Origin of the sequence: Dehalococcoides mccartyi CG5, from assembly GCF_000830885.1 — a bacterium.
Lineage (GTDB): Bacteria > Chloroflexota > Dehalococcoidia > Dehalococcoidales > Dehalococcoidaceae > Dehalococcoides > Dehalococcoides mccartyi_B.
The window spans coordinates 764,041-782,473 of sequence record NZ_CP006951.1; the positions used below are offsets into that span (position 1 = coordinate 764,041).

The window sequence follows — 18,433 nt, forward strand, 5'->3', positions numbered from 1 at the left end:
GAAGATAACGGGCGCTGTTACAATGAATAAAAACCTTACACCGAGGATGAATTTGATAAAACAAGACGGGCGCGAAGTAGAACGTGAAAAATTAGCCATTTTACGTGTTTTGGCCAGTTGCCAGACTCCTGTTGGCAGCAAGATTATTGCCCGCCGACTGAAGAATGAATACGGTATTGACCTTTCAGAGCGGGCAGTCCGTTATCACCTGATATTGCTTGATGAAAGAAATATGAGCTGCAAAATAAGCCGCCGTGACGGCAGAAGCATTACCCAGCTTGGTCTTGAGGAACTGGGGAATGCCATGGTCACTGACAAAGTAGGTTTTGTAATCGACAAGATTGAACGTCTGGCCTATATGACGGATTTTGATTTAGACAACCTTAGCGGTATGGTGCCGGTGAATATATCCTTCTTTGCCAAGGACCAATTCAAACCGGCACTTCGGGCTATGGCACAGGCATACAAAGCCAATTTATGTGTAAGTGATCTGGTTTGCATTGCACATGAAGGGGACAAGATTTCGGATATTACCGTCCCCGAAGGACAGGTTGCCTTTGCTACTGTCTGTTCCATTGTAATAAACGGCACGCTTCTCAAGGCCGGTATCCCTATGGATTCACGTTTCGGGGGCACTCTGCAGTTCCATCAGCACAAACCCTGGCGCTTTACAGACATGATTTATTATACAGGGTCATCGCTGGACCCGTCTGAAATATTTATTGCCAGCCGAATGACCAGTGTTTCAGAGGTAGCCCGAAGGGGTGAGGGTAAAGTATTATGTAATTTCCGTGAAATACCCGCCGTAAGCCTGCCGCTGGCTGAAAAGATAATAGCCAAGCTGAAAAATGCGGGGATTAACGGGGTATTGGTGATAGGTGAAGCCGGTAAATCCATCTGTGAGATGCCGGTAGGCCTGAACAAGGTGGGTATGATAATGATGGGCGGGCTTAACCCGGTAGCCTCGGCGGTAGAAAGTAATATACCGGCCGCCAGCCATGCCATGAGCGGCTTGGTACCTTACAGCAGTTTTACAAGCTACTGGGAGGCGGCGGGGCTTAAGAAACCTGTTTAAACAAACACTATCTGTAAGGGTACTGTTTTTATAAATACAACCCGTTTACAGCACTAAACCTGTGAAGCTATTTCACTGGATAGTACCCCGTCAGCATATACTTTAGCCAGCTTCACTCGCGAAATAGTATTAGTCGGCTTTTCTGTAAATTTGCCATATACCCGTATATAGTCAGGGGTATAGCCAAACCAAAGACCATCTTTCATTTTGTTCTCCCAGAGTACTTCCTTTTCCAAATCCCTGCTCTGGTGACGATACTCCAAACTGGCATTTTTGGCCGCAAGCATCATCCCAGACAGACGTGTTTTTATTACCACAGGGTCTACTTTATCCGTCAGCTGTGATGCCATTGTACCCGGACGCTCGGAATACGGGAAAGGATGCACCCGTGCAAAACCTGCCTGCTCCACATATTTCAAGCTACATGCAAAATCTTCATCGGTTTCTCCAGGAAAACCTACTATCATATCGGTAGTGACAGCCACATCCGGAATCTGCCTGCGGATAGCTTCCAATGTACGGGTATAGTCCGTCAGACTGTAAGGGCGATTCATTAAACCCAGGATGCGGTCACTGCCGCTTTGCAGAGCCATATGAAAATGGTTACACAATCTCCGGTTTTTCCAGAGAGCTAAAAGCGGAAGGGTTATTTCGTTTGGCTGAAGAGAAGACAACCGCAGGCGAGGTATTCTGGTACGTTCCAGTATAGCTTCAATCAGCCCTGCCAGATTAAACCCGCTGGATGTATACTCACCTATTTCCGTGCCGGTAAGCACAATTTCTTGATACCCTTCAGCCTGTCTCAAGTTTATTTCGCTGATTATGTCATCCACCCCGCGGCAGTTTTTATACCGCCTTACAAAAGGTACTATGCAGTATGTACAAAAGTTATCACACCCGTCCTGTATCTTTATAAAACTGCGGGTTCTGCCTTTTTCATATAAAGCCGAAGCGCTGTTTTCAAGAGGGAAAAGCCTGATAATATTATTAACAATATCCGTTTTCTGCCGGTTATCCAGTATCAGATTAGCATCAGGGCAACTTATTTCATTTCCCCCATTTTCAGCATAACAGCCTGTCAGGCAAATAAAGCCGCTTGGATTGTGACGGCGGGCAATCCGCATCTGATAGCGGGCCTTTCGGTCTGCCACATGGGTGACTGTACAGGTATTCAAGATATAAATATCCCAATTATCCTGCGGGCTTACCAAATGGTAACCCGCCTGTGCGAATTCACGCCCCATAGCCTCTGTTTCGGCCTGATTAAGTTTACACCCCAGCGTATCTAAAGCTATATTAAACATCAAACCAGATTATACCAAAGCCTTTCTAAACTTGCAGTTAAAATATGCCTGTGTTATAAATAGCCAACTTAACAACCGAGGTGAACAGATGACTGATAACCAGCCCCAAAACAGGGTTGTCATAACCGGTATCGGTATTGTCAGCCCTCTTGGACTTGATACCCAAACCACCTGGGAAGGCCTGATAAACGGGCGTTCAGGTATAGACCATATCAGCCTTTTTGACGCATCAAATTTGGCTGTCCGCTTTGGCGGAGAGGTAAAGGATTTTGACCCGGCAAACTATATATCCCGCAAGGATATCCGCCGGATGGACCGTTTTGCTCAGCTGGCCGTAGCTGCCGGTAAACAGGCACTGGAAAATTCAGGCTTAACCGTAGACGAAAGCACCAGTCAGGATATTGGCGTAATTGTCGGCAGCGGCATAGGCGGGCTTTCGGTTCTCTTTGAACAGATTAAAGTATTTCTGGAACAGGGGCCGGACAGAGTCAGCCCCTTTTTAGTACCGATGATGATTGCAGACATGGCCGGTGCCCAAGTGTCTATCCAGCTGGGTCTTAAAGGGTCTAATTTCTGTACCACATCTGCCTGTTCTTCCGGTTCAGATGCCATAGGTACAGCTTTTGAAAAAATACGTTTCGGTTCTGCCAAAATCGTTCTGGCAGGCGGCGCCGAATCCATAATGAACCCGGTAGGTTTTGCCGGTTTCTCAGCTCTAAAAGCCCTTTCCACCCGCAATGAAGACCCCCAGACAGCTTCACGCCCGTTTGATGCCAACCGTGACGGGTTTGTTATTTCGGAGGGTGCGGCTATTCTGGTACTGGAAGAGTTGCAGACCGCTAAGGCCCGCGGGGCAAATATTATTGCCGAGATAATAGGCTACGGCGGTTCATCAGACGCTTTTCATATCACCCAGCCGGTGGAATCCGGAGTTGAAGCCGCACGCGCCATAAATATCGCCCTTAAAACAGCCGGTATCAAGCCGGAGGCGGTGGATTATATTAATGCCCACGGCACTTCCACCCCGCTTAATGACAAGATGGAAACCAATGCTATAAAGGTGGCTTTCGGAGAACATGCCCGAAAACTTGCCATCAGTTCCACAAAATCCATGCTGGGGCATCTTATCGGCGGGGCAGGTGCTATCGAAGCATCCATATGCGCCCTGACTATCAAAAACGGCATTATCCCTCCAACTATAAACTACACCACGCCTGATCCGGAATGTGATCTGGATTACACTCCCAACACCGCCCGTAAAGCTAAAGTAAAGGTTGCCCTTAATAATTCCTTTGGTTTCGGCGGGCATAATTCAGTGCTTATCCTCAGGGAAATGGGCAATGAAAATATTGGCTAATTGCCTCTGGAAGCTAAAACCGGCTCTTCCGGAGGAAACTGGCCAGAACTTTCCTTATCCGCCCCTGATTAGCCGTTTGCTTTATAACCGGGGCATTACAACCATTGAAGCGGCTGACCTGTTTCTTTCGCCAGACAAGCGTTTAAATCATGACCCGTTTTTATTTCCTGATATGGAAATGGCTGTCAGCCGCATTTACAAAGCCTTGCTGGCAGGCGAAAAGATAGTAGTCTATGGGGATTTTGATGCTGACGGGCTGACGGCTACGGCAGTTTTAACTACCGGCATTGCCCGTTTGGGCGGAAATGTAACACCATATATACCCCACCGCATTACCGAGGGTTACGGCTTAAAAATATCCGCCCTTGAGAAACACCGCGCAGAAGGTGTTTCTCTTGTTATCAGCACTGACTGCGGCATTACCGCCATACCTGAAATCAAACGAGCAAACAAAATAGGGCTGGACGTGATAGTCACAGACCACCACACCCCGCTGGACGAACTGCCGCCTGCATATGCCATTATAAACCCCAAAATGCCCTGCTCAACCTACCCCTGTAAAGAGCTTGCCGGAGTTGGGGTGGCTTATAAACTTATACAGGCTTTGTACCGCAACCTAGGGCGGGAGGATGAAGCCAAAGATTTACTGGATTTGGTAGCCATAGGCACGGTTGCGGATATTGTACCCATTCTGGATGAAAACCGTTATCTGGTAAAGGAGGGGGTAAAACTTCTGAATGCAGAACCCCGCCCCGGCCTAATAGAAATGGCCCAGCTTAGCCGCTTGCATCTGGGGGAAATAGAGCCGGAAAGCATTTCATGGATAATGGCACCCCGCCTGAATGCGGCCGGACGGCTGGAACACGCTATGGCCGGATACAAACTGCTTACCGCCACTACTATAAGTGATTCTCAGGAACTGGCACTCTGGCTGGAAAACAAAAATACCGAACGCCAGCAACTAACCGTTCGTTTTGTAGAAAAAGCCAGAGCTATGCTTGATACCCAGTTCCCGCCTGCTCTGCTCATATTCAGTGATGCCGAATGCCCTCAAGGTATCAGCGGACTGGTGGCAGGCAGGCTTTCAGATGAATACTACCGCCCGTCTATTGTCATCAAGACCAATGCTGATTCTGCTACCGGCAGTTGCCGCAGCATACCGGATTTCAATATTATTCAGGCGCTCAACCACTTTGCCCACCTGTTCAGCCATTTTGGCGGACATGCCCAAGCGGCAGGTTTCACATTGCCCATAGAAAATCTGGATGCGTTTGTACAAGGCATTTCCGCTTACGCCGAAGAAATCCTTAGCGGTATGGAATTAAAGCCGTTTATAGATATTGATATTGACACAGACTTAAGCCTGCTCTGCCCGGCCACTTTGCGCGAACTTGAGCGTCTGGCTCCATTCGGAGAGGCAAACCCGAAGCCTGTTTTCCTCAGCCGCGGGCTGAATATTACTGATTACCGGTCAATGGGCAGTAATAACGAACACCTAAAACTACGTATAAAACACAAAGGCCGTTTCTGGGACGGGGTGGCATTCCGCCAAGCCAAAGAACTAAGCAGTTTTCTCCAATCCCCGGTGGATATAGTGTATAATCTTGAACTGGATAAATGGTGCGGAACAGACACCCTCCGCCTGAAGATAATTGACATGGCACCCTCAGGTACCAAGATTTAGTAAAAAGGTGAGCAAATGAACAGCTTGATAATGGTTATAATTGCACTCATTGCCGCATATTTTATCGGCTCTACGCCTGCCCCGTATCTGGCAGGACGGATTTTTAAAAAAATAGATATCCGCACCGTAGGCTCAAAAAACATGGGCTCTATGAACGTTTTTTATAATGTGGGTTTCTGGCCGGGTATTCTGGTACTGACAACGGATATCGGCAAAGGTGCTCTGGCTATGGCTGTTGCCAACTGGCTGGGTGAAGGATTGGGTATCCAGATGCTATGTGCTCTGATGGCCATTGCAGGGCACAATTACCCTGTCTGGCTTAAATTCAAGGGCGGCAAGGGTGGAGCAACCGCTATCGGTATTCTAGCCTACATGATGCCTGAGGGCATTCCCATATATATAGCCTGTTTTCTTATCCTGATGGCTATTACCCGTTTCCCCACCCTGAGTTACGGCATCTCTTTTATCAGCTTTATACTGGTGGCATGGCTGGGGCAACATGATATGGGCAAAGTACTTTTCTCCCTACTGGTAGTTATGATACCCATACTCATGTACATACCCCGCATGAAAGAGATAAAAAACAAGGCCGGCTCCGGCAATGCCAAGCGGGCTATCTTTCGCAGAAACCTTAAAGAGAGACTTTAGTTTAGTCTTCCACAAGACAGCTGAAGCAAATGAAGAATATTCCGCTTTTATTAATGAATATTCTGAAAAAGCGAAGATAATACCAAGAGTAATAAAAACCTTGCAGACGCATTTCAATCAAATCTGCAAGGTTAATTTATCAAAGCAGTTTAGACTTGGGTTACCCCGAATGCCTCGGTTTAAGTTATTTTATCCGTTTGTTTTTGCTTTCTAAGGCGGTAAATAAAAAGCGGAACGGCTACGGCCATAAGTATCAGACCCACTACCTGAGCCTGTTCCAGACCTAAAGCAAAATCATCATTCACCCGTACAAAACCAATAGCAACTCTCCATGCGGCATACAGGCTGATATAAAGCAGGAAAAGCTGGCCGTCAGGCCGCAATTTCTTGGCGATGAACAAACTGAAGGTAAGAAGACACAACAAAAAGATAATTTCATAAGCTTGGGTAGGTGCTACCTCCACCCCGTAAGGGGCGGCCGTGGCGGGGTTGGTATAAATTACGCTGCAACCAGTACCACCAAATTCCCCGTAACAGCAACCATTCAGCAAACATCCCACTCTGCCTATAGCCTGCCCCAGCAGTATGCCGGGTACAGCCACATCCAGCAAATAACCCAGATTGAAGTGAGAATATCTACTGTAAATCCACAGGCCTATTGTGGCACCTATAATAGCTCCGAATATGGTCAGACCTTCGCCGCTAAATATAGCTCCGGGATTAAGGCTGTAATATTCCCAAGCATCTATAACATGCAGAAGCTTTGCAAAGACAATGCCGGAAGGAATAGCGATAATAGCCGCAGTCAGCACGGTATCATACGAAATATTCGCCCCGCGTTTAATCCGCCAGAATATCCATGAAACCAGTGCCACCACACCCAGTGCCATCATGATGCCATACCACTTAACCACCAGCGAACCTATGCTGAAGGCTACCGGGTCTACATTTATTTCAAACATAATTACCTGTCCTGTTTCAATTTAAAAAGAGGCGTGACCTAATTAAAATTATACCTTAACAAATTCGTCATCACAAACAGGTTTTGCCAAGGCATCTTTCCAGCACTGTTTTTGCCCCGTTTTTATCCAGCGGTTTATTGTTATTTCCGCATTTGGGGGACTGGACACAGCTGGGGCAGCCATCTACGCAGGTACATTTATCAATAAGGTTACGGGCAGTTTCCCAAAGCTGGTCAATAATCTCGTACCCTTTTTCGGCAATGCCCACCCCGCCGGGATGCCCGTCATAGATGAATATTGCCGAAGTACCCGTATCCGGGTGAAGGGGGGTGGAAACACCCCCGATATCACTGCGGTCACACAAGGCAAACAAAGGCAAAAGCCCAATAAGGGCATGTTCGGCAGCGTGGATAGCCCCGTGAAAATCCATTTTATATTTTTCCATAATACGGACTGTTTCAGCCGGCAGTTTAAACCAAACCGCTATAGTGGGAAAGGTTTGAGGCGGCAAATCCAGCTGCTCTTCACTCAATATCTGCTCGGTAAACTGGGCTTTGCGTCTGTAACCTGTTACCGTTAGAGTAACGTCTACTTTGCCCAGATATACACTGATATCCCCCACCAGTTTGTTTTTCAACACTTCACGTATACTTATTTCGGTAAGGTCATGGGTAACCGTATAGTATTCCAGTTTTTTCTTCTCCAGCAAGGCTACCTGTGAATTCAGATCAAAACTGCTTACCAGATAGCTTTCACCCTGATGCAGGTAAACTGCCCCCGGATAGGTCTGCAGAAAGGCTGTTTGGTAGTCCAGCGTTTCAATAATTTGTCCGCTCTGCGCATCTACCAGACAAAAATCCTTGCCCGAAGCTGAACGGATACTGACATCTCTGGCAGGATAAGAAATATCTGCTGATATATAATAATTGCCCCGCCGCTTGTTAAGTACTCTTTCTTCGGAGAGTATTTCCAGTTCTTCAGCCAGATTTTCTCCGAAAATATCTGTTTCGGATTCATTTAAGGGCATTTCCCAAGCAGCACATAACAGGTGGGCTTTATATATATACGGATTTTCAGGATTTATAAAAGTACTTTCAAAACCGCTGTTAAACAACCTTTCAGGGTTATTCATATAGTACTGGTCAAGCGGGTTATCCAGCCCCAGCAAAAATGAAAGAGAGTGGCCGCACCTTCTGCCGCTGCGCCCCGCCTGCTGGAAAGTGCTGGAAATACTGCCCGGAAAACCGGTCAGTATGCTAGCCCCAAGGTCACCGATATCCACCCCCAGTTCCAGTGCATTGGTGGAAACCGCCCCCAGCAATTTACCTGAGAAAAGTTCTTTTTCTATTTTGCGGCGGTCTTCGGCAGTATATCCTCCCCGATATGGCTTGATAAGGTCGGCAAATTCGGGTTTTATGGCTATCAGGCGGTCACGCGAATATTTATAAATAAGCTCGGTAAGCCGTTTAGTACGAGCAAAATCCAGCGTGCGGATTTCGTGGCTGACCAACTCACTTAAAAGAAACGCGGACTCCGAGTTGGCACTATGACGCATCCCGTTAGCGGGGTCAATAATAGGCGGATTCCAAAAAATAAAATCCTTTTCTGCTCTGGGAGCACCGTCATTATCCACCACTGAAAAAGGCAGTCCGGTCAAACTTTGGGCGTGAGTGCCGGGACTGGCAATAGTAGCTGAACTGAGAATAAACTTCGGTGAACTGCCATAGTAACTGCAAATACGCCGAAGCCGCCTTATGATATTTGCCAGATGCGAACCAAATACCCCACGGTAGATGTGGGCTTCGTCTATAACCACATATTCCAGATGACGTAAAAAACGGCTCCATTTCTGGTGGGACGGCAATATGGACACATGAAGCATATCCGGGTTGGAAAGTATAATCCTTGCCTGCAAACGGATATCCGAACGGTTACGGTTCGGGGTATCACCGTCATACACATCCATCTCTTCAGCCAAAAGCAGCGATGGCACCGCAAATGATTTCAGGCTTCGCAACTGGTCCTGCGCCAAAGCCTTTGTGGGGTAAAGATATAGGGCTCTGGCATTCGGGTCCGATACCAGTTTTTCAAGTACCGGCAGGTTATAGCACAAACTTTTGCCGCTGGCCGCCGGGGTAGCCACAATTATGTTTTTACCCTGCCGGCAAAGATTTACTGCGGTTGCCTGGTGGGTATATAACGGCAAAATTCGTTTTTTCCTAAGGCGGGCATCTATCTGGGGTAAAAGCGGGGCATCTGGTTTAGCATATTCCGCCGGGCGGTATGGCAAGCGTTCAATGTGGGCTATCTGCTCCTGATAATCAGGCAGAGATGCAATATAGGCCAAAAACTCGGTAGTTTCCAAGAGATATCACCTTAAACTGCCATTATTTCAATCTCAAAATCACGGATAACCACATCAAATCCGCCATCGGTTACAAAAGCCAAAGCTTTATTTAGTAACTGGTCGGCTACTATGGCACTGTTACTTATGCAGCTTATACCTATAACCGCCGTCTTCCAGCTATCCATCTCTTCTACTTCGGCTACGGAAATATTAAAACGGCTTCGCAACTGCCTGATCAGGGGTTGAACAAGCTGGCGTTTACCCTTCAGAGAGGTGTTTTCTGGCAGATCCAGCCATAATCTGAGTATACCTGAGTGCAAGCTAAAGAACTCCTTTTTACAAGGCTCTCAAATGAATATACCCTGCCCACTATATTACGTCAAGTAAATGCTTGCCGAAATGTGGTATATTATACCTAAATATAGTGCATTTGTTTTACAATATAGCCACGCTGTGATATAATTTTGACTTTGAATTAAGTAGAATAATATAAGGGGAATAAGTTTGGACAAACAGGAAAAATCTCTGATCATTAATGAATTCAAGAAGAGCGAATCCGATACTGGCTCTACTGAAGTGCAGGTAGCTTTGCTCACTGCCCGTATCCACCAGTTAACCACCCATATGATAGCCAATAAACACGATTTTCATACCAAGAGAAGCCTGCTTACTCTGGTTGGCCGCCGCCGCCGCTTGCTTTCATACATGCGCAACAGCAATGGGGCCGGTTATCAGGAGCTTATTGCCAATCTTGGCCTTAGAAAATAGTTTTTGCCAAAGGCAAATAACCCCGTAAGGAGATTACGTTATTGATAACTGCCAACTCATTTGAACGAACTATCGGCGGCAGGAAACTTGTTATTGAGAGCGGGAAACTTGCCCGTCTTGCAGATGCCGCGATTACTATCCGCTATGCGGATACTGAATTACTGGTAACACTTTGTTCTGCCAAGAAACCTCGCGAAGGGGTAGATTTTCTCCCCCTGACTATAGATTACGAAGAGCGGATGTATGCCGCCGGCAAAATCCCCGGCGGGTTTATCCGCCGTGAAGGCCGCCCCAGTGAACAGGCTATTTTGGCTGGGCGACTGACTGACAGACCTCTTCGCCCTCTTCTCCCCAAAGAGTGGCGCAATGATCTTCAGATTATTATTACCGTAATTGCTTCAGACAAGGAAAATGACGCTGATATCTGGGGCGTAGTGGGTGCTTCCACAGTTCTGGCCATGTCTGAAATACCATATGAAGGTCCGGTCGGAGCCAGCCGTATTGGATATATAAACGGTGAATTTGTGCTTAATCCCACTTTTGCCCAGTTGGAATCAAGCCAGCTGGATCTGGTGGTAGTCAGCACCCGCAAAGCGGTGGTGATGATTGAAGCCGGTTCCAAAGAAATTCCTGAAGACATTATGATTAACGCTATTGAGTTTGCCCATAAGGCAAATCAAGAGCTTATTGACCTCCAGGATGAAATCCGTGCCAAGCTCGGCAAAGAAAAGCTACCCGTGCCGGTGCTTGAAATACCCGAAGAAGTCAAAACGGCTGTTGCCGCTTTTGTAAAAGGACGGGTAAATGAAGCCCTTAGCCACCAAGATAAAACCGCCCGTGAAAATGCGGTTGAAGGCCTTCAGGCTGAACTGGTTGCGGCTTTATCAGAAACATTCGCCGAAGGTGATATCCTGGCCGCTTATGACAAAGAAATCAAGAAAGCTATCCGCTCTACTATACTTGAGAAGGATATCCGGGTAAACGGACGGGGTATCAAACAGCTTCGCCAGCTGGATGCTGAAACAGGGCTTTTGCCCCGCGTCCATGGCTCTGCTTTATTCACCCGCGGTGATACCCAGGTCATGGCTATAACCACCCTTGGTTCTTTACAGGAATCCCAACAGCTGGATGGCTTAAGTGCCGAAGATACCAAGCGTTTTATGCTTCACTACAACTTTGCCCCCTTCTCTACCGGTGAAGTAAAACGTTCCGGTTCTCCCGGACGGCGTGAAATCGGTCATGGCGCTTTGGCCGAACGTGCCTTAGTGCCTGTCCTGCCCACTCCGGAAGAATTCCCCTATACCATTCGTCTGGTAGCTGACGTGGTTGGCTCATCAGGCTCTACCTCTATGGGCAGTGTCTGTTCGTCCAGCCTGTCACTTATGGATGCAGGCGTACCGGTCAAAAAAGCTGTCGCAGGAATCTCCATCGGCCTTATTACCGGTGAAAATGATACCTACTGCACCATTACTGATATTGAAGGCATCGAAGATAACTACGGCGATATGGACTTTAAAGTTGCCGGTACCCGTGACGGCATAACCGCCATACAGGTGGATATGAAGGTCAAGGGTATCAGTTTTGATATTATCCGTGATGCCATATACCAGGCAAAAGAAGCCCGCTATAACATACTGGACGTAATGGACAAAGCTCTTGCCCAGCCTAAAACAGAGCTTAGCCCTTATGCCCCCAGAATGTACAAGATAAATATTGACCCCTCCAAGATTGGCAGTGTTATCGGCAGCGGCGGCAAAACTATCCGCTCTATTATTGAGCAAACCAATACTACCGTTGACATTGAAAATGACGGCACAGTGGTTATTGGTGCTACTGACGAGGCTTCGGCTAAAAAGGCCATCAAGATAATTGAAGACCTGACTAAAGACATCGAAGCCGGCAGTATTTATACCGGTAAGGTCACCCGTATAATGACCTTCGGTGCTTTTGTTGAAATCCTGCCCGGAAAAGAAGGCATGGTACACATAAGCGAACTGGCCGACCATAGAGTTGAAAAAGTGGAAGATATAGTCAAGGTGGGTGATGATATAACGGTTAAGGTTATAGAGATTGATAACCAGGGCAGGGTAAACCTGTCACACAGGGTTATTCTCAACCCGAACGCTGTACCCATTTCACGCAACCGTGATTCTCAGCCGCGTCGTCCCGGTCCTTTCCGCCCTTCTGACCGGTCTAACTCATAATATATTAGGAGGCGCTATGACACCTATAAAGGTTGTAGTTCACGGTGCCTCAGGCAAAATGGGCCAGGAGGTCTTAAAGACCCTGTGCCAGGAAAATAACTTTCATCCGGTGGGAGCAGTGGATATACGGGCGGAAAACCCTGCCATGGCTCTGCCGGATGGCAGCGGTTCTATCCCCTACTCGGCAGACCTTTCTTCCATTCTTTCGCAGACCAAGCCTGACGTAATGGTAGATTTTACTGTTGCCAAGGCTTCCATGCCTGCCGTCCGTATTGCCGCCGCCCACAAGGTTAATCTGGTCATAGGCACTACCGGCTTTTCACCTGAGGAAATATCTGAAATTGAACAGTTAGCCAAAACCAATGATATTGGAATTATACTTGCACCCAACTTTGCCCTTGGTGCTATAATAATGGTTCATTTGGCACAGGTTGCTTCGCGCTTCCTTTCCAGTGCTGAGGTGATAGAACTGCATCATGATAAGAAACTGGACTCACCTTCCGGCACCGCTCTGGTCACAGTAGCGTCCATGCTGGAAGCCAGGGGTGAAGCTTTTAACAAACCACCCAAGGAAAATCTTACAGATGCCCGCGGACAGGAACACGATGGCATACGAGTACATAGTGTACGCCTGCCGGGTCTGCTGGCACATCAGGAAGTTATTTTTGGTGCGGCCGGTCAAACACTGACTATTAGGCATGATGCCTTTAGCCGTGAATGCTATATGCCGGGTGTTTTACTGGCGATAAAAGAAATAGTCCATACCAAAGGTTTTGTTTTTGGTCTGGACAAACTGCTTAAGCTTTAGGAGGCAGTCCATGGGTTACAGAGTGGCCATAGTAGGTGCTACCGGAATGGTAGGTCAGGAATTTATAAAAGTACTGGAAAAACGGGATTTTCCTATGGATTCCGTTTCACTCCTGGCGTCTGACCGCTCTGCGGGCAAGATAATAACTGTAAAAGGCGAGGCAATAGAGGTCAAAGAAACTGCCTATGACTCATTTAACGATGTAGATATTGCCTTGTTTTCTGCCGGCGCGGATATTTCCCGCCATTTTGCCCCTATTGCTGCCCAGCACAAAGCCATAGTGGTAGACAACAGTGCCGCATTCCGTATGGATCCTAAAGTACCGCTGGTAGTGCCTGAGGTAAATATTGAAGACATTACCAAGCATAAAGGGATAATTGCCAACCCCAACTGTTCCACAATTCAGATGGTTGTTGCCCTGTACCCCCTGCATCAGGTAAACCCGATTAAACGTATTGTGGTAACTACTTTTCAGGCCGTTTCCGGTACAGGCATAAACGCAGTGGACGAGCTTCGAACCCAAACCCGCCAGCTGCTTGACGGTCAAAAAGCGGTTGCACATGTATATTCCCACCAGATTGCTTTTAATGTCCTGCCGGAGATTGATGTCTTTCTGGACAGCGGTTACACCAAGGAAGAATGGAAAATGCTGGAAGAAACCCGCAAGATTATGCATGCGGACAATATACAAGTTTCGGCTACCTGCGTCAGGGTGCCGGTCTTTACCGGCCATTCGGAAGCTATTACTGTAGAATTTGAACGCCCCATGGAACCGGAGCAGGCACGCGATATACTCCTGCGGTCACCCGGCATCAAAGTACTGGACGAAACTGCTGTCAAACTCTATCCCCACCCGTGGTTGGCCACCGGCACAGACGAGGTCTTTGTGGGGCGGATACGTAAAGATATATCTAGTCCCAATGGTTTGGTTATGTGGGTAGTGGCTGATAACGTCAGAAAAGGTGCTGCTCTAAATGCAGTCCAGATTGCCGAAGAACTGGTTAACCGCGGCATGATAGGAGGTTAGAAATGAAAGAATTAGGCAGACTTATTACCGCCATGGTAACCCCGTTTAAAACAGACGGGACAGTAGATTATGCTCAGGCTCAGAAACTGGCTCTGGGGCTGTTAGATTCAGGCAGTGACGGGCTGGTAGTAGTTGGCACCACAGGTGAATCTCCCACCGTTACCTGGGAAGAAGAACACGCCCTGTTTGCAGCCGTAAAATCGGCTGTCGGCAACAGGGGCAAGGTTATTGCCGGTACGGGTGCCAATAGCACTCAGGAAGCATTGGAAAACACTCTCAAAGCCGAAAAGATAGGGGTAGATGCCTGTTTGCTGGTAGTGCCCTATTATAACAAGCCTACCCAAGAGGGTTTGTATCTCCATTTCAAGACCATTGCAGAGGCTACCAAGCTTCCCTGCATACTTTACAATGTACCCTCACGGACTATTACCCATATGAACCCGGAAACAGTAATCCGCTTGAGCCAGATACCCAATATTGTGGGTATCAAAGAAGCCAGCGGCAAACTGGATGATATCGCCCAAATAATAAACAATGTCCGCCCTGATTTTACCGTCTGGAGCGGAAATGATAGTGATACCCTGCCCATGCTGGCAATGGGTTCTTACGGGGTAATCTCGGTAGCATCACATCTGGTAGGCAACCAGATAAAAGACATGATAACCAGCTTTGTCTCAGGCAATACGGAGCATGCGGCTGCTATCCACCGCCACCTGACGCCGCTGATACGCTCACTCTTTGTAGTATCCAACCCCATACCTATCAAATATGCCCTGAATTATCTGGGGTTTGAAGTGGGCGGGCTGAGACTGCCCATGACCGAAGCAGATGAGAAAACTGCTGCCCTTATACGCGAAAGCCTTAGGGGCTATACTATTGACCTGCCCATAAAATAAAATGATACAGTCCGACAATGGTCTATACCGTTTGGAAAAAACGGACATAAAACATCTTGCAAGGGTAGCTGCCGAGGCTTTCAGGGATGATCCGCTCACTGTATATCTTCTGCAGGGAGATATCCAAAAAGCTAAGCGGTTACCGATAGTTTTTGAGTATTATGCCGCACTGGGCATAAAATACGGGCAGGCATATGCTTCCTCACCCGATATGGAAGCGGTTTCCATTTGGTTTGATACTCCGGTTCGTATATCCCTCTGGCAACTTATCAGTTGCGGTTTTCCCTTGAAAAACCTGTGGTGCGGTTTTAATTACTTCCAGAGGGATATGCAACTAAACAACCTGTGTGACAAAATGAGAGACCAGCTGTACCCTTTTAGTAACAAATACCTTGCCTTGCTGGCTGTAGCTCCTAAATACCGTATGCAGGGATTCGCCAGCAAAGTTATCCGCCCTATTCTGGCGGAACTAGACCGGAGTAATGTAACATCTTACCTTGAAACCCAAAACTTGCAGAATGTAAATATGTACCGCCGCTGGGGGTATGAAGAAATAGGCCAATTTAATTTGCCCTTAAGCAATATCTCACTTCATGCCATGCTCAGAAAAATCAGAAAGGACTACCATGGAGGAAATTCCTCTTCAATATCTCTACAAGCTGAATAAATCAGATATACCCAAAGCCGCCGGAGTCTGTGCCCGTGCTTTCCATGATGACCCTGTAATGCAGGAAATTTCTAAAGAAGAAGCGAGGATAGATGCTCTTTACCAGATTTTTGAATATATTTTAAAAACCGGTATGGATAGCGGGCAGGCATATGCCAGTTCCGCCAATCTTGAGGGAATAGCCCTTTGGGAACCGAATAATGTCCGCAAAACATTTAACCAGCGTCTCAGGCACTTGTTTTACTTATTTCAGGTACGAAACCAACTGCCTCTTCTGACTGAAATGTCTAGAGTAGATAAAATCAGTCAGACACTACGCAATAAACATGCCCCGGCTATATACTTTCATTTGGCGCTTTTGGCGGTTGACCCCGAATATCAGGGCAACGGAATAGCCGGACATCTGGTACGCCCCATGCTGGACTTTATGAACGAAACCGGTATACCGTGTTATCTGGAAACTCAAAGTTCTCAAAATGTATCCATGTATGAGCATCTGGGTTTCAAACTGCTAGCCAGTCAGGTGATTACAGGTACCAGCCAAACCATATATGGCATGCTGAAAAACCCGGACCGTAAAGTATCCTAAGTATTTGCAGTTCAGCCATTTAAGCCGTAAAACCGGCATACCGAATATATAAAACGTAAAATCAGAATATAAAGAGGGGGCTTTAAAACCCCCTCTTTATATTCTGACCAACAACATGTCTATTTATATATAGTTTGTTCGCGAGAAGGGCCGATACAAACGGCACTCATCTGGCAGCCGATAAGCTTTTCAATGCGGCAAATATAGGCTTTTGCTGCCTCCGGCAGGTCATCGTAATTTCTAACTTCTTTGGTAGAACAAAGCCAGCCGGGCATCTCCTCATAAATAGGCTTGCATTTGGCAAGCTCACCCGAATTTGCAGGGAAATATTTTATTATCTTGCCATTAAGCTCATAAGCCGTACAAATAGATATTTTGGGCAGAATATCCATAATATCCAAACGGGTCATTATGGCGGTAGTCATACCGTTTATCTGGCAGCTGAACCGCCCTGCCACCGCATCAAACCAACCTATCCGTCTGGGACGCCCTGTAGTTGTACCATATTCATGGGCTTCATTACGTATGGTATCTCCTGTTTTATCCAGAAGCTCGGTGGGCATTGGGCCTCCGCCAACTCTGGTACTATAAGCTTTGAAAACACCCAGTGTGGCACTGACTGAAGCCGGTCCGATACCTATCCCCAAACAACCGCCAGCCGCCAAAGGCGAACTGGAAGTTCCGTAAGGGTAAGTACCGAAATCAGGGTCAAGCAAAGCTCCCTGAGCGCCTTCCATTATTATCTTTTTGTCTTGGCTGATAGCCTCTTCAATAATATGGGTAGTTTCTCTTATATTAGGGGCTAGTTCTTTACCCCATTTAAGGCAGGTTTCATAAATCTCATCCAGAGAAATGGGGGCCGCATCATAGACTTTGGTAAGTATCTGGTTTTTGCACTCCAGCACATACTCCAGCCGTTCACGCAGGTACTCAGGCAACAGCAAATCACCCACCCGTATGCCCATACGGGCATATTTATCCACGAAGGCAGGCCCTATGCCCCTTCGGGTAGTCCCCAGTGATTTATTGCCTCTGGCCTCTTCTTCAAGCCCGTCTAGTAGTATATGGTAGGGCAAAACCAGATGCGCACGGTCACTGATAAAAACGTTGCTCACATTTACACCGCGGCTGATAAGCTCATTGCGTTCGCGGATAAATACATCAGGGTTTATAACCACCCCGTTACCGATAATGCATTTTACACCGGGATAAAAAACACCTGAAGGAATGATATGAAGTTTAAACTCACCCATAGGGTTTATAACAGTATGACCGGCATTATCACCGCCGGAAAAGCGTACTACGTAATCAGCCTCCTGGGCCAGCATATCTACAACTTTACCCTTACCTTCATCTCCCCACTGTCCACCAACTATTGCTGTAACAGGCATAACTCCCCCAATTTCGGCTTTAAACATATTTTATCCCCTCACCCAACTACTAGTTGCCGAGGGGAAACCGATAAAGTTTAACAGATTAGGCTGATAAAGTCACTATCATTTGGTCTGTCGGTAAACATTTGCAAGCCGTTGAATAACAGTTATCAAACTGAGAACACTTACCAAGACCAATACTGGAACGAGTATATTCAGCATCATGCCTATAGCCAGTGCAACCACCCGTTCAGGTCTGGTAAAAAATCCTTCTTTTCCTTCAAGCCCCATGGCTTCGGCTCTAGCCCGTATATAACTGACCAGCAAAGAAAGTGTGAGGGTAATTACCGCCAGCACTACCTCAGTTGTCTGCCCGTTTTGGGAATAAAAAGCGCATACCCCGATAAGAATTGCAGCTTCCGAGACCCTGTCTAAAGTAGAATCAAGCACTGCCCCGAAGCGGGTAACCCTGCCGGTCCGGCGGGCAAGTGCCCCGTCCAGCATGTCAAATACACCTGCCAGCAACATAACTATTCCCGCTAAAAGCAGGTTCCCATTAACTATGATTACAGCCGCCACCAGAGTAATAACAAAACCGATTATCGTAACCATATTTGGGGTAAGACCGGTTTTAGCTAAAAGATTTATGACGGGGTTTGTAATTTTAAGGGCAATTTCTTTACGCCAACTTGCCATACCAGACATTTTATTCAGACTCTTTTCT

The 18,433-nt window shown here is 47.1% G+C and carries 17 protein-coding genes; 11 read left to right on the forward strand and 6 right to left on the reverse strand.

Features of this window, described 5'->3' with window-relative positions:
* Positions 1 to 22 precede the first annotated feature (22 nt).
* The gene (locus X794_RS04060; RefSeq protein WP_011309402.1) at positions 23 to 1,075 is read left to right on the forward strand and encodes a DUF128 domain-containing protein; all 1,053 of its coding nucleotides are present in this window, start codon (positions 23 to 25) and stop codon (positions 1,073 to 1,075) included.
* 53 nt (positions 1,076 to 1,128) lie between these two features.
* On the opposite strand, the gene mtaB is transcribed toward X794_RS04060, so the two are convergent.
* A complete protein-coding gene (gene mtaB, locus X794_RS04065) occupies positions 1,129 to 2,379 on the reverse strand; it encodes a tRNA (N(6)-L-threonylcarbamoyladenosine(37)-C(2))-methylthiotransferase MtaB (RefSeq protein ID WP_011309403.1) in 1,251 nt (416 codons plus the stop codon).
* A gap of 88 nt (positions 2,380 to 2,467) precedes the next feature.
* Here mtaB and fabF point away from each other — a divergent pair, with 88 nt between their 5' ends.
* Genes fabF through X794_RS04080 form a run of 3 tightly spaced genes read left to right on the forward strand, consistent with a single transcriptional unit; the run spans position 2,468 to position 6,068 of the window.
* A complete protein-coding gene (fabF, locus tag X794_RS04070; protein ID WP_011309404.1) occupies positions 2,468 to 3,736 on the forward strand; it encodes a beta-ketoacyl-ACP synthase II in 1,269 nt (422 codons plus the stop codon).
* Positions 3,720 to 5,420 carry a single-stranded-DNA-specific exonuclease RecJ gene (recJ, locus tag X794_RS04075; RefSeq protein WP_011309405.1) on the forward strand — a complete coding sequence of 567 codons (1,701 nt, stop codon included), beginning with the start codon at positions 3,720 to 3,722 and terminating at the stop codon, positions 5,418 to 5,420. Before fabF ends, recJ begins: the two co-directional genes overlap by 17 nt.
* Positions 5,421 to 5,435: 15 nt before the next feature.
* Positions 5,436 to 6,068 (forward strand): glycerol-3-phosphate acyltransferase, encoded by a 633-nt coding sequence (locus tag X794_RS04080; RefSeq protein WP_011309406.1) that lies wholly within the window; start codon positions 5,436 to 5,438, stop codon positions 6,066 to 6,068.
* A gap of 179 nt (positions 6,069 to 6,247) precedes the next feature.
* Here the strand turns inward: X794_RS04080 and X794_RS04085 are convergent, their stop codons facing one another.
* The 3 genes from X794_RS04085 to X794_RS04095 form a co-directional block, all read right to left on the reverse strand.
* A complete protein-coding gene (locus tag X794_RS04085; protein WP_011309407.1) occupies positions 6,248 to 7,030 on the reverse strand; it encodes a prolipoprotein diacylglyceryl transferase in 783 nt (260 codons plus the stop codon).
* A gap of 70 nt (positions 7,031 to 7,100) precedes the next feature.
* Entirely contained in the window at positions 7,101 to 9,395 is a 2,295-nt protein-coding gene (locus X794_RS04090) for a DEAD/DEAH box helicase (protein ID WP_011309408.1), read from the reverse strand.
* An 11-nt stretch (positions 9,396 to 9,406) separates the two neighbouring features.
* On the reverse strand, positions 9,407 to 9,697 hold the full coding sequence (locus X794_RS04095; protein ID WP_011309409.1) for a DUF503 domain-containing protein: 291 nt from the start codon (positions 9,695 to 9,697) through the stop codon (positions 9,407 to 9,409).
* Between the two features lie 178 nt (positions 9,698 to 9,875).
* On the opposite strand from X794_RS04095, the gene rpsO reads away from it, so the two are divergent.
* Genes rpsO through X794_RS04130 form a run of 7 tightly spaced genes read left to right on the forward strand, consistent with a single transcriptional unit; the run spans position 9,876 to position 16,336 of the window.
* Complete coding sequence (gene rpsO / locus X794_RS04100; protein ID WP_052471054.1) at positions 9,876 to 10,145, forward strand: 30S ribosomal protein S15; 270 nt, start codon at positions 9,876 to 9,878, stop codon at positions 10,143 to 10,145.
* A gap of 41 nt (positions 10,146 to 10,186) precedes the next feature.
* Complete coding sequence (locus X794_RS04105) at positions 10,187 to 12,349, forward strand: polyribonucleotide nucleotidyltransferase (RefSeq protein ID WP_011309411.1); 2,163 nt, start codon at positions 10,187 to 10,189, stop codon at positions 12,347 to 12,349.
* A gap of 16 nt (positions 12,350 to 12,365) precedes the next feature.
* The gene (gene dapB, locus X794_RS04110) at positions 12,366 to 13,157 is read left to right on the forward strand and encodes a 4-hydroxy-tetrahydrodipicolinate reductase (protein WP_034376479.1); all 792 of its coding nucleotides are present in this window, start codon (positions 12,366 to 12,368) and stop codon (positions 13,155 to 13,157) included.
* A 10-nt stretch (positions 13,158 to 13,167) separates the two neighbouring features.
* Positions 13,168 to 14,184 (forward strand): aspartate-semialdehyde dehydrogenase, encoded by a 1,017-nt coding sequence (locus X794_RS04115; protein WP_011309413.1) that lies wholly within the window; start codon positions 13,168 to 13,170, stop codon positions 14,182 to 14,184.
* Positions 14,185 to 14,186: 2 nt separating this feature from the next.
* On the forward strand, positions 14,187 to 15,080 hold the full coding sequence (dapA, locus tag X794_RS04120; protein WP_011309414.1) for a 4-hydroxy-tetrahydrodipicolinate synthase: 894 nt from the start codon (positions 14,187 to 14,189) through the stop codon (positions 15,078 to 15,080).
* Between the two features lies 1 nt (position 15,081).
* Entirely contained in the window at positions 15,082 to 15,747 is a 666-nt protein-coding gene (locus X794_RS04125; RefSeq protein ID WP_034376474.1) for a GNAT family N-acetyltransferase, read from the forward strand.
* Positions 15,707 to 16,336 (forward strand): GNAT family N-acetyltransferase, encoded by a 630-nt coding sequence (locus tag X794_RS04130; protein ID WP_034376472.1) that lies wholly within the window; start codon positions 15,707 to 15,709, stop codon positions 16,334 to 16,336. The genes X794_RS04125 and X794_RS04130 overlap by 41 nt, the downstream gene beginning before the upstream one ends.
* A 119-nt stretch (positions 16,337 to 16,455) precedes the next feature.
* Here X794_RS04130 and X794_RS04135 read toward each other — a convergent pair whose 3' ends face one another.
* Together X794_RS04135 and X794_RS04140 are read right to left on the reverse strand one after the other, a co-directional pair.
* A complete protein-coding gene (locus X794_RS04135; RefSeq protein ID WP_011309417.1) occupies positions 16,456 to 17,727 on the reverse strand; it encodes an adenylosuccinate synthase in 1,272 nt (423 codons plus the stop codon).
* Positions 17,728 to 17,832: 105 nt separating this feature from the next.
* Positions 17,833 to 18,414, reverse strand: a complete 582-nt coding sequence (locus X794_RS04140; RefSeq protein ID WP_015407819.1) for a CDP-alcohol phosphatidyltransferase family protein — start codon at positions 18,412 to 18,414, stop codon at positions 17,833 to 17,835.
* Between the last annotated feature and the right edge of the window lie 19 nt (positions 18,415 to 18,433).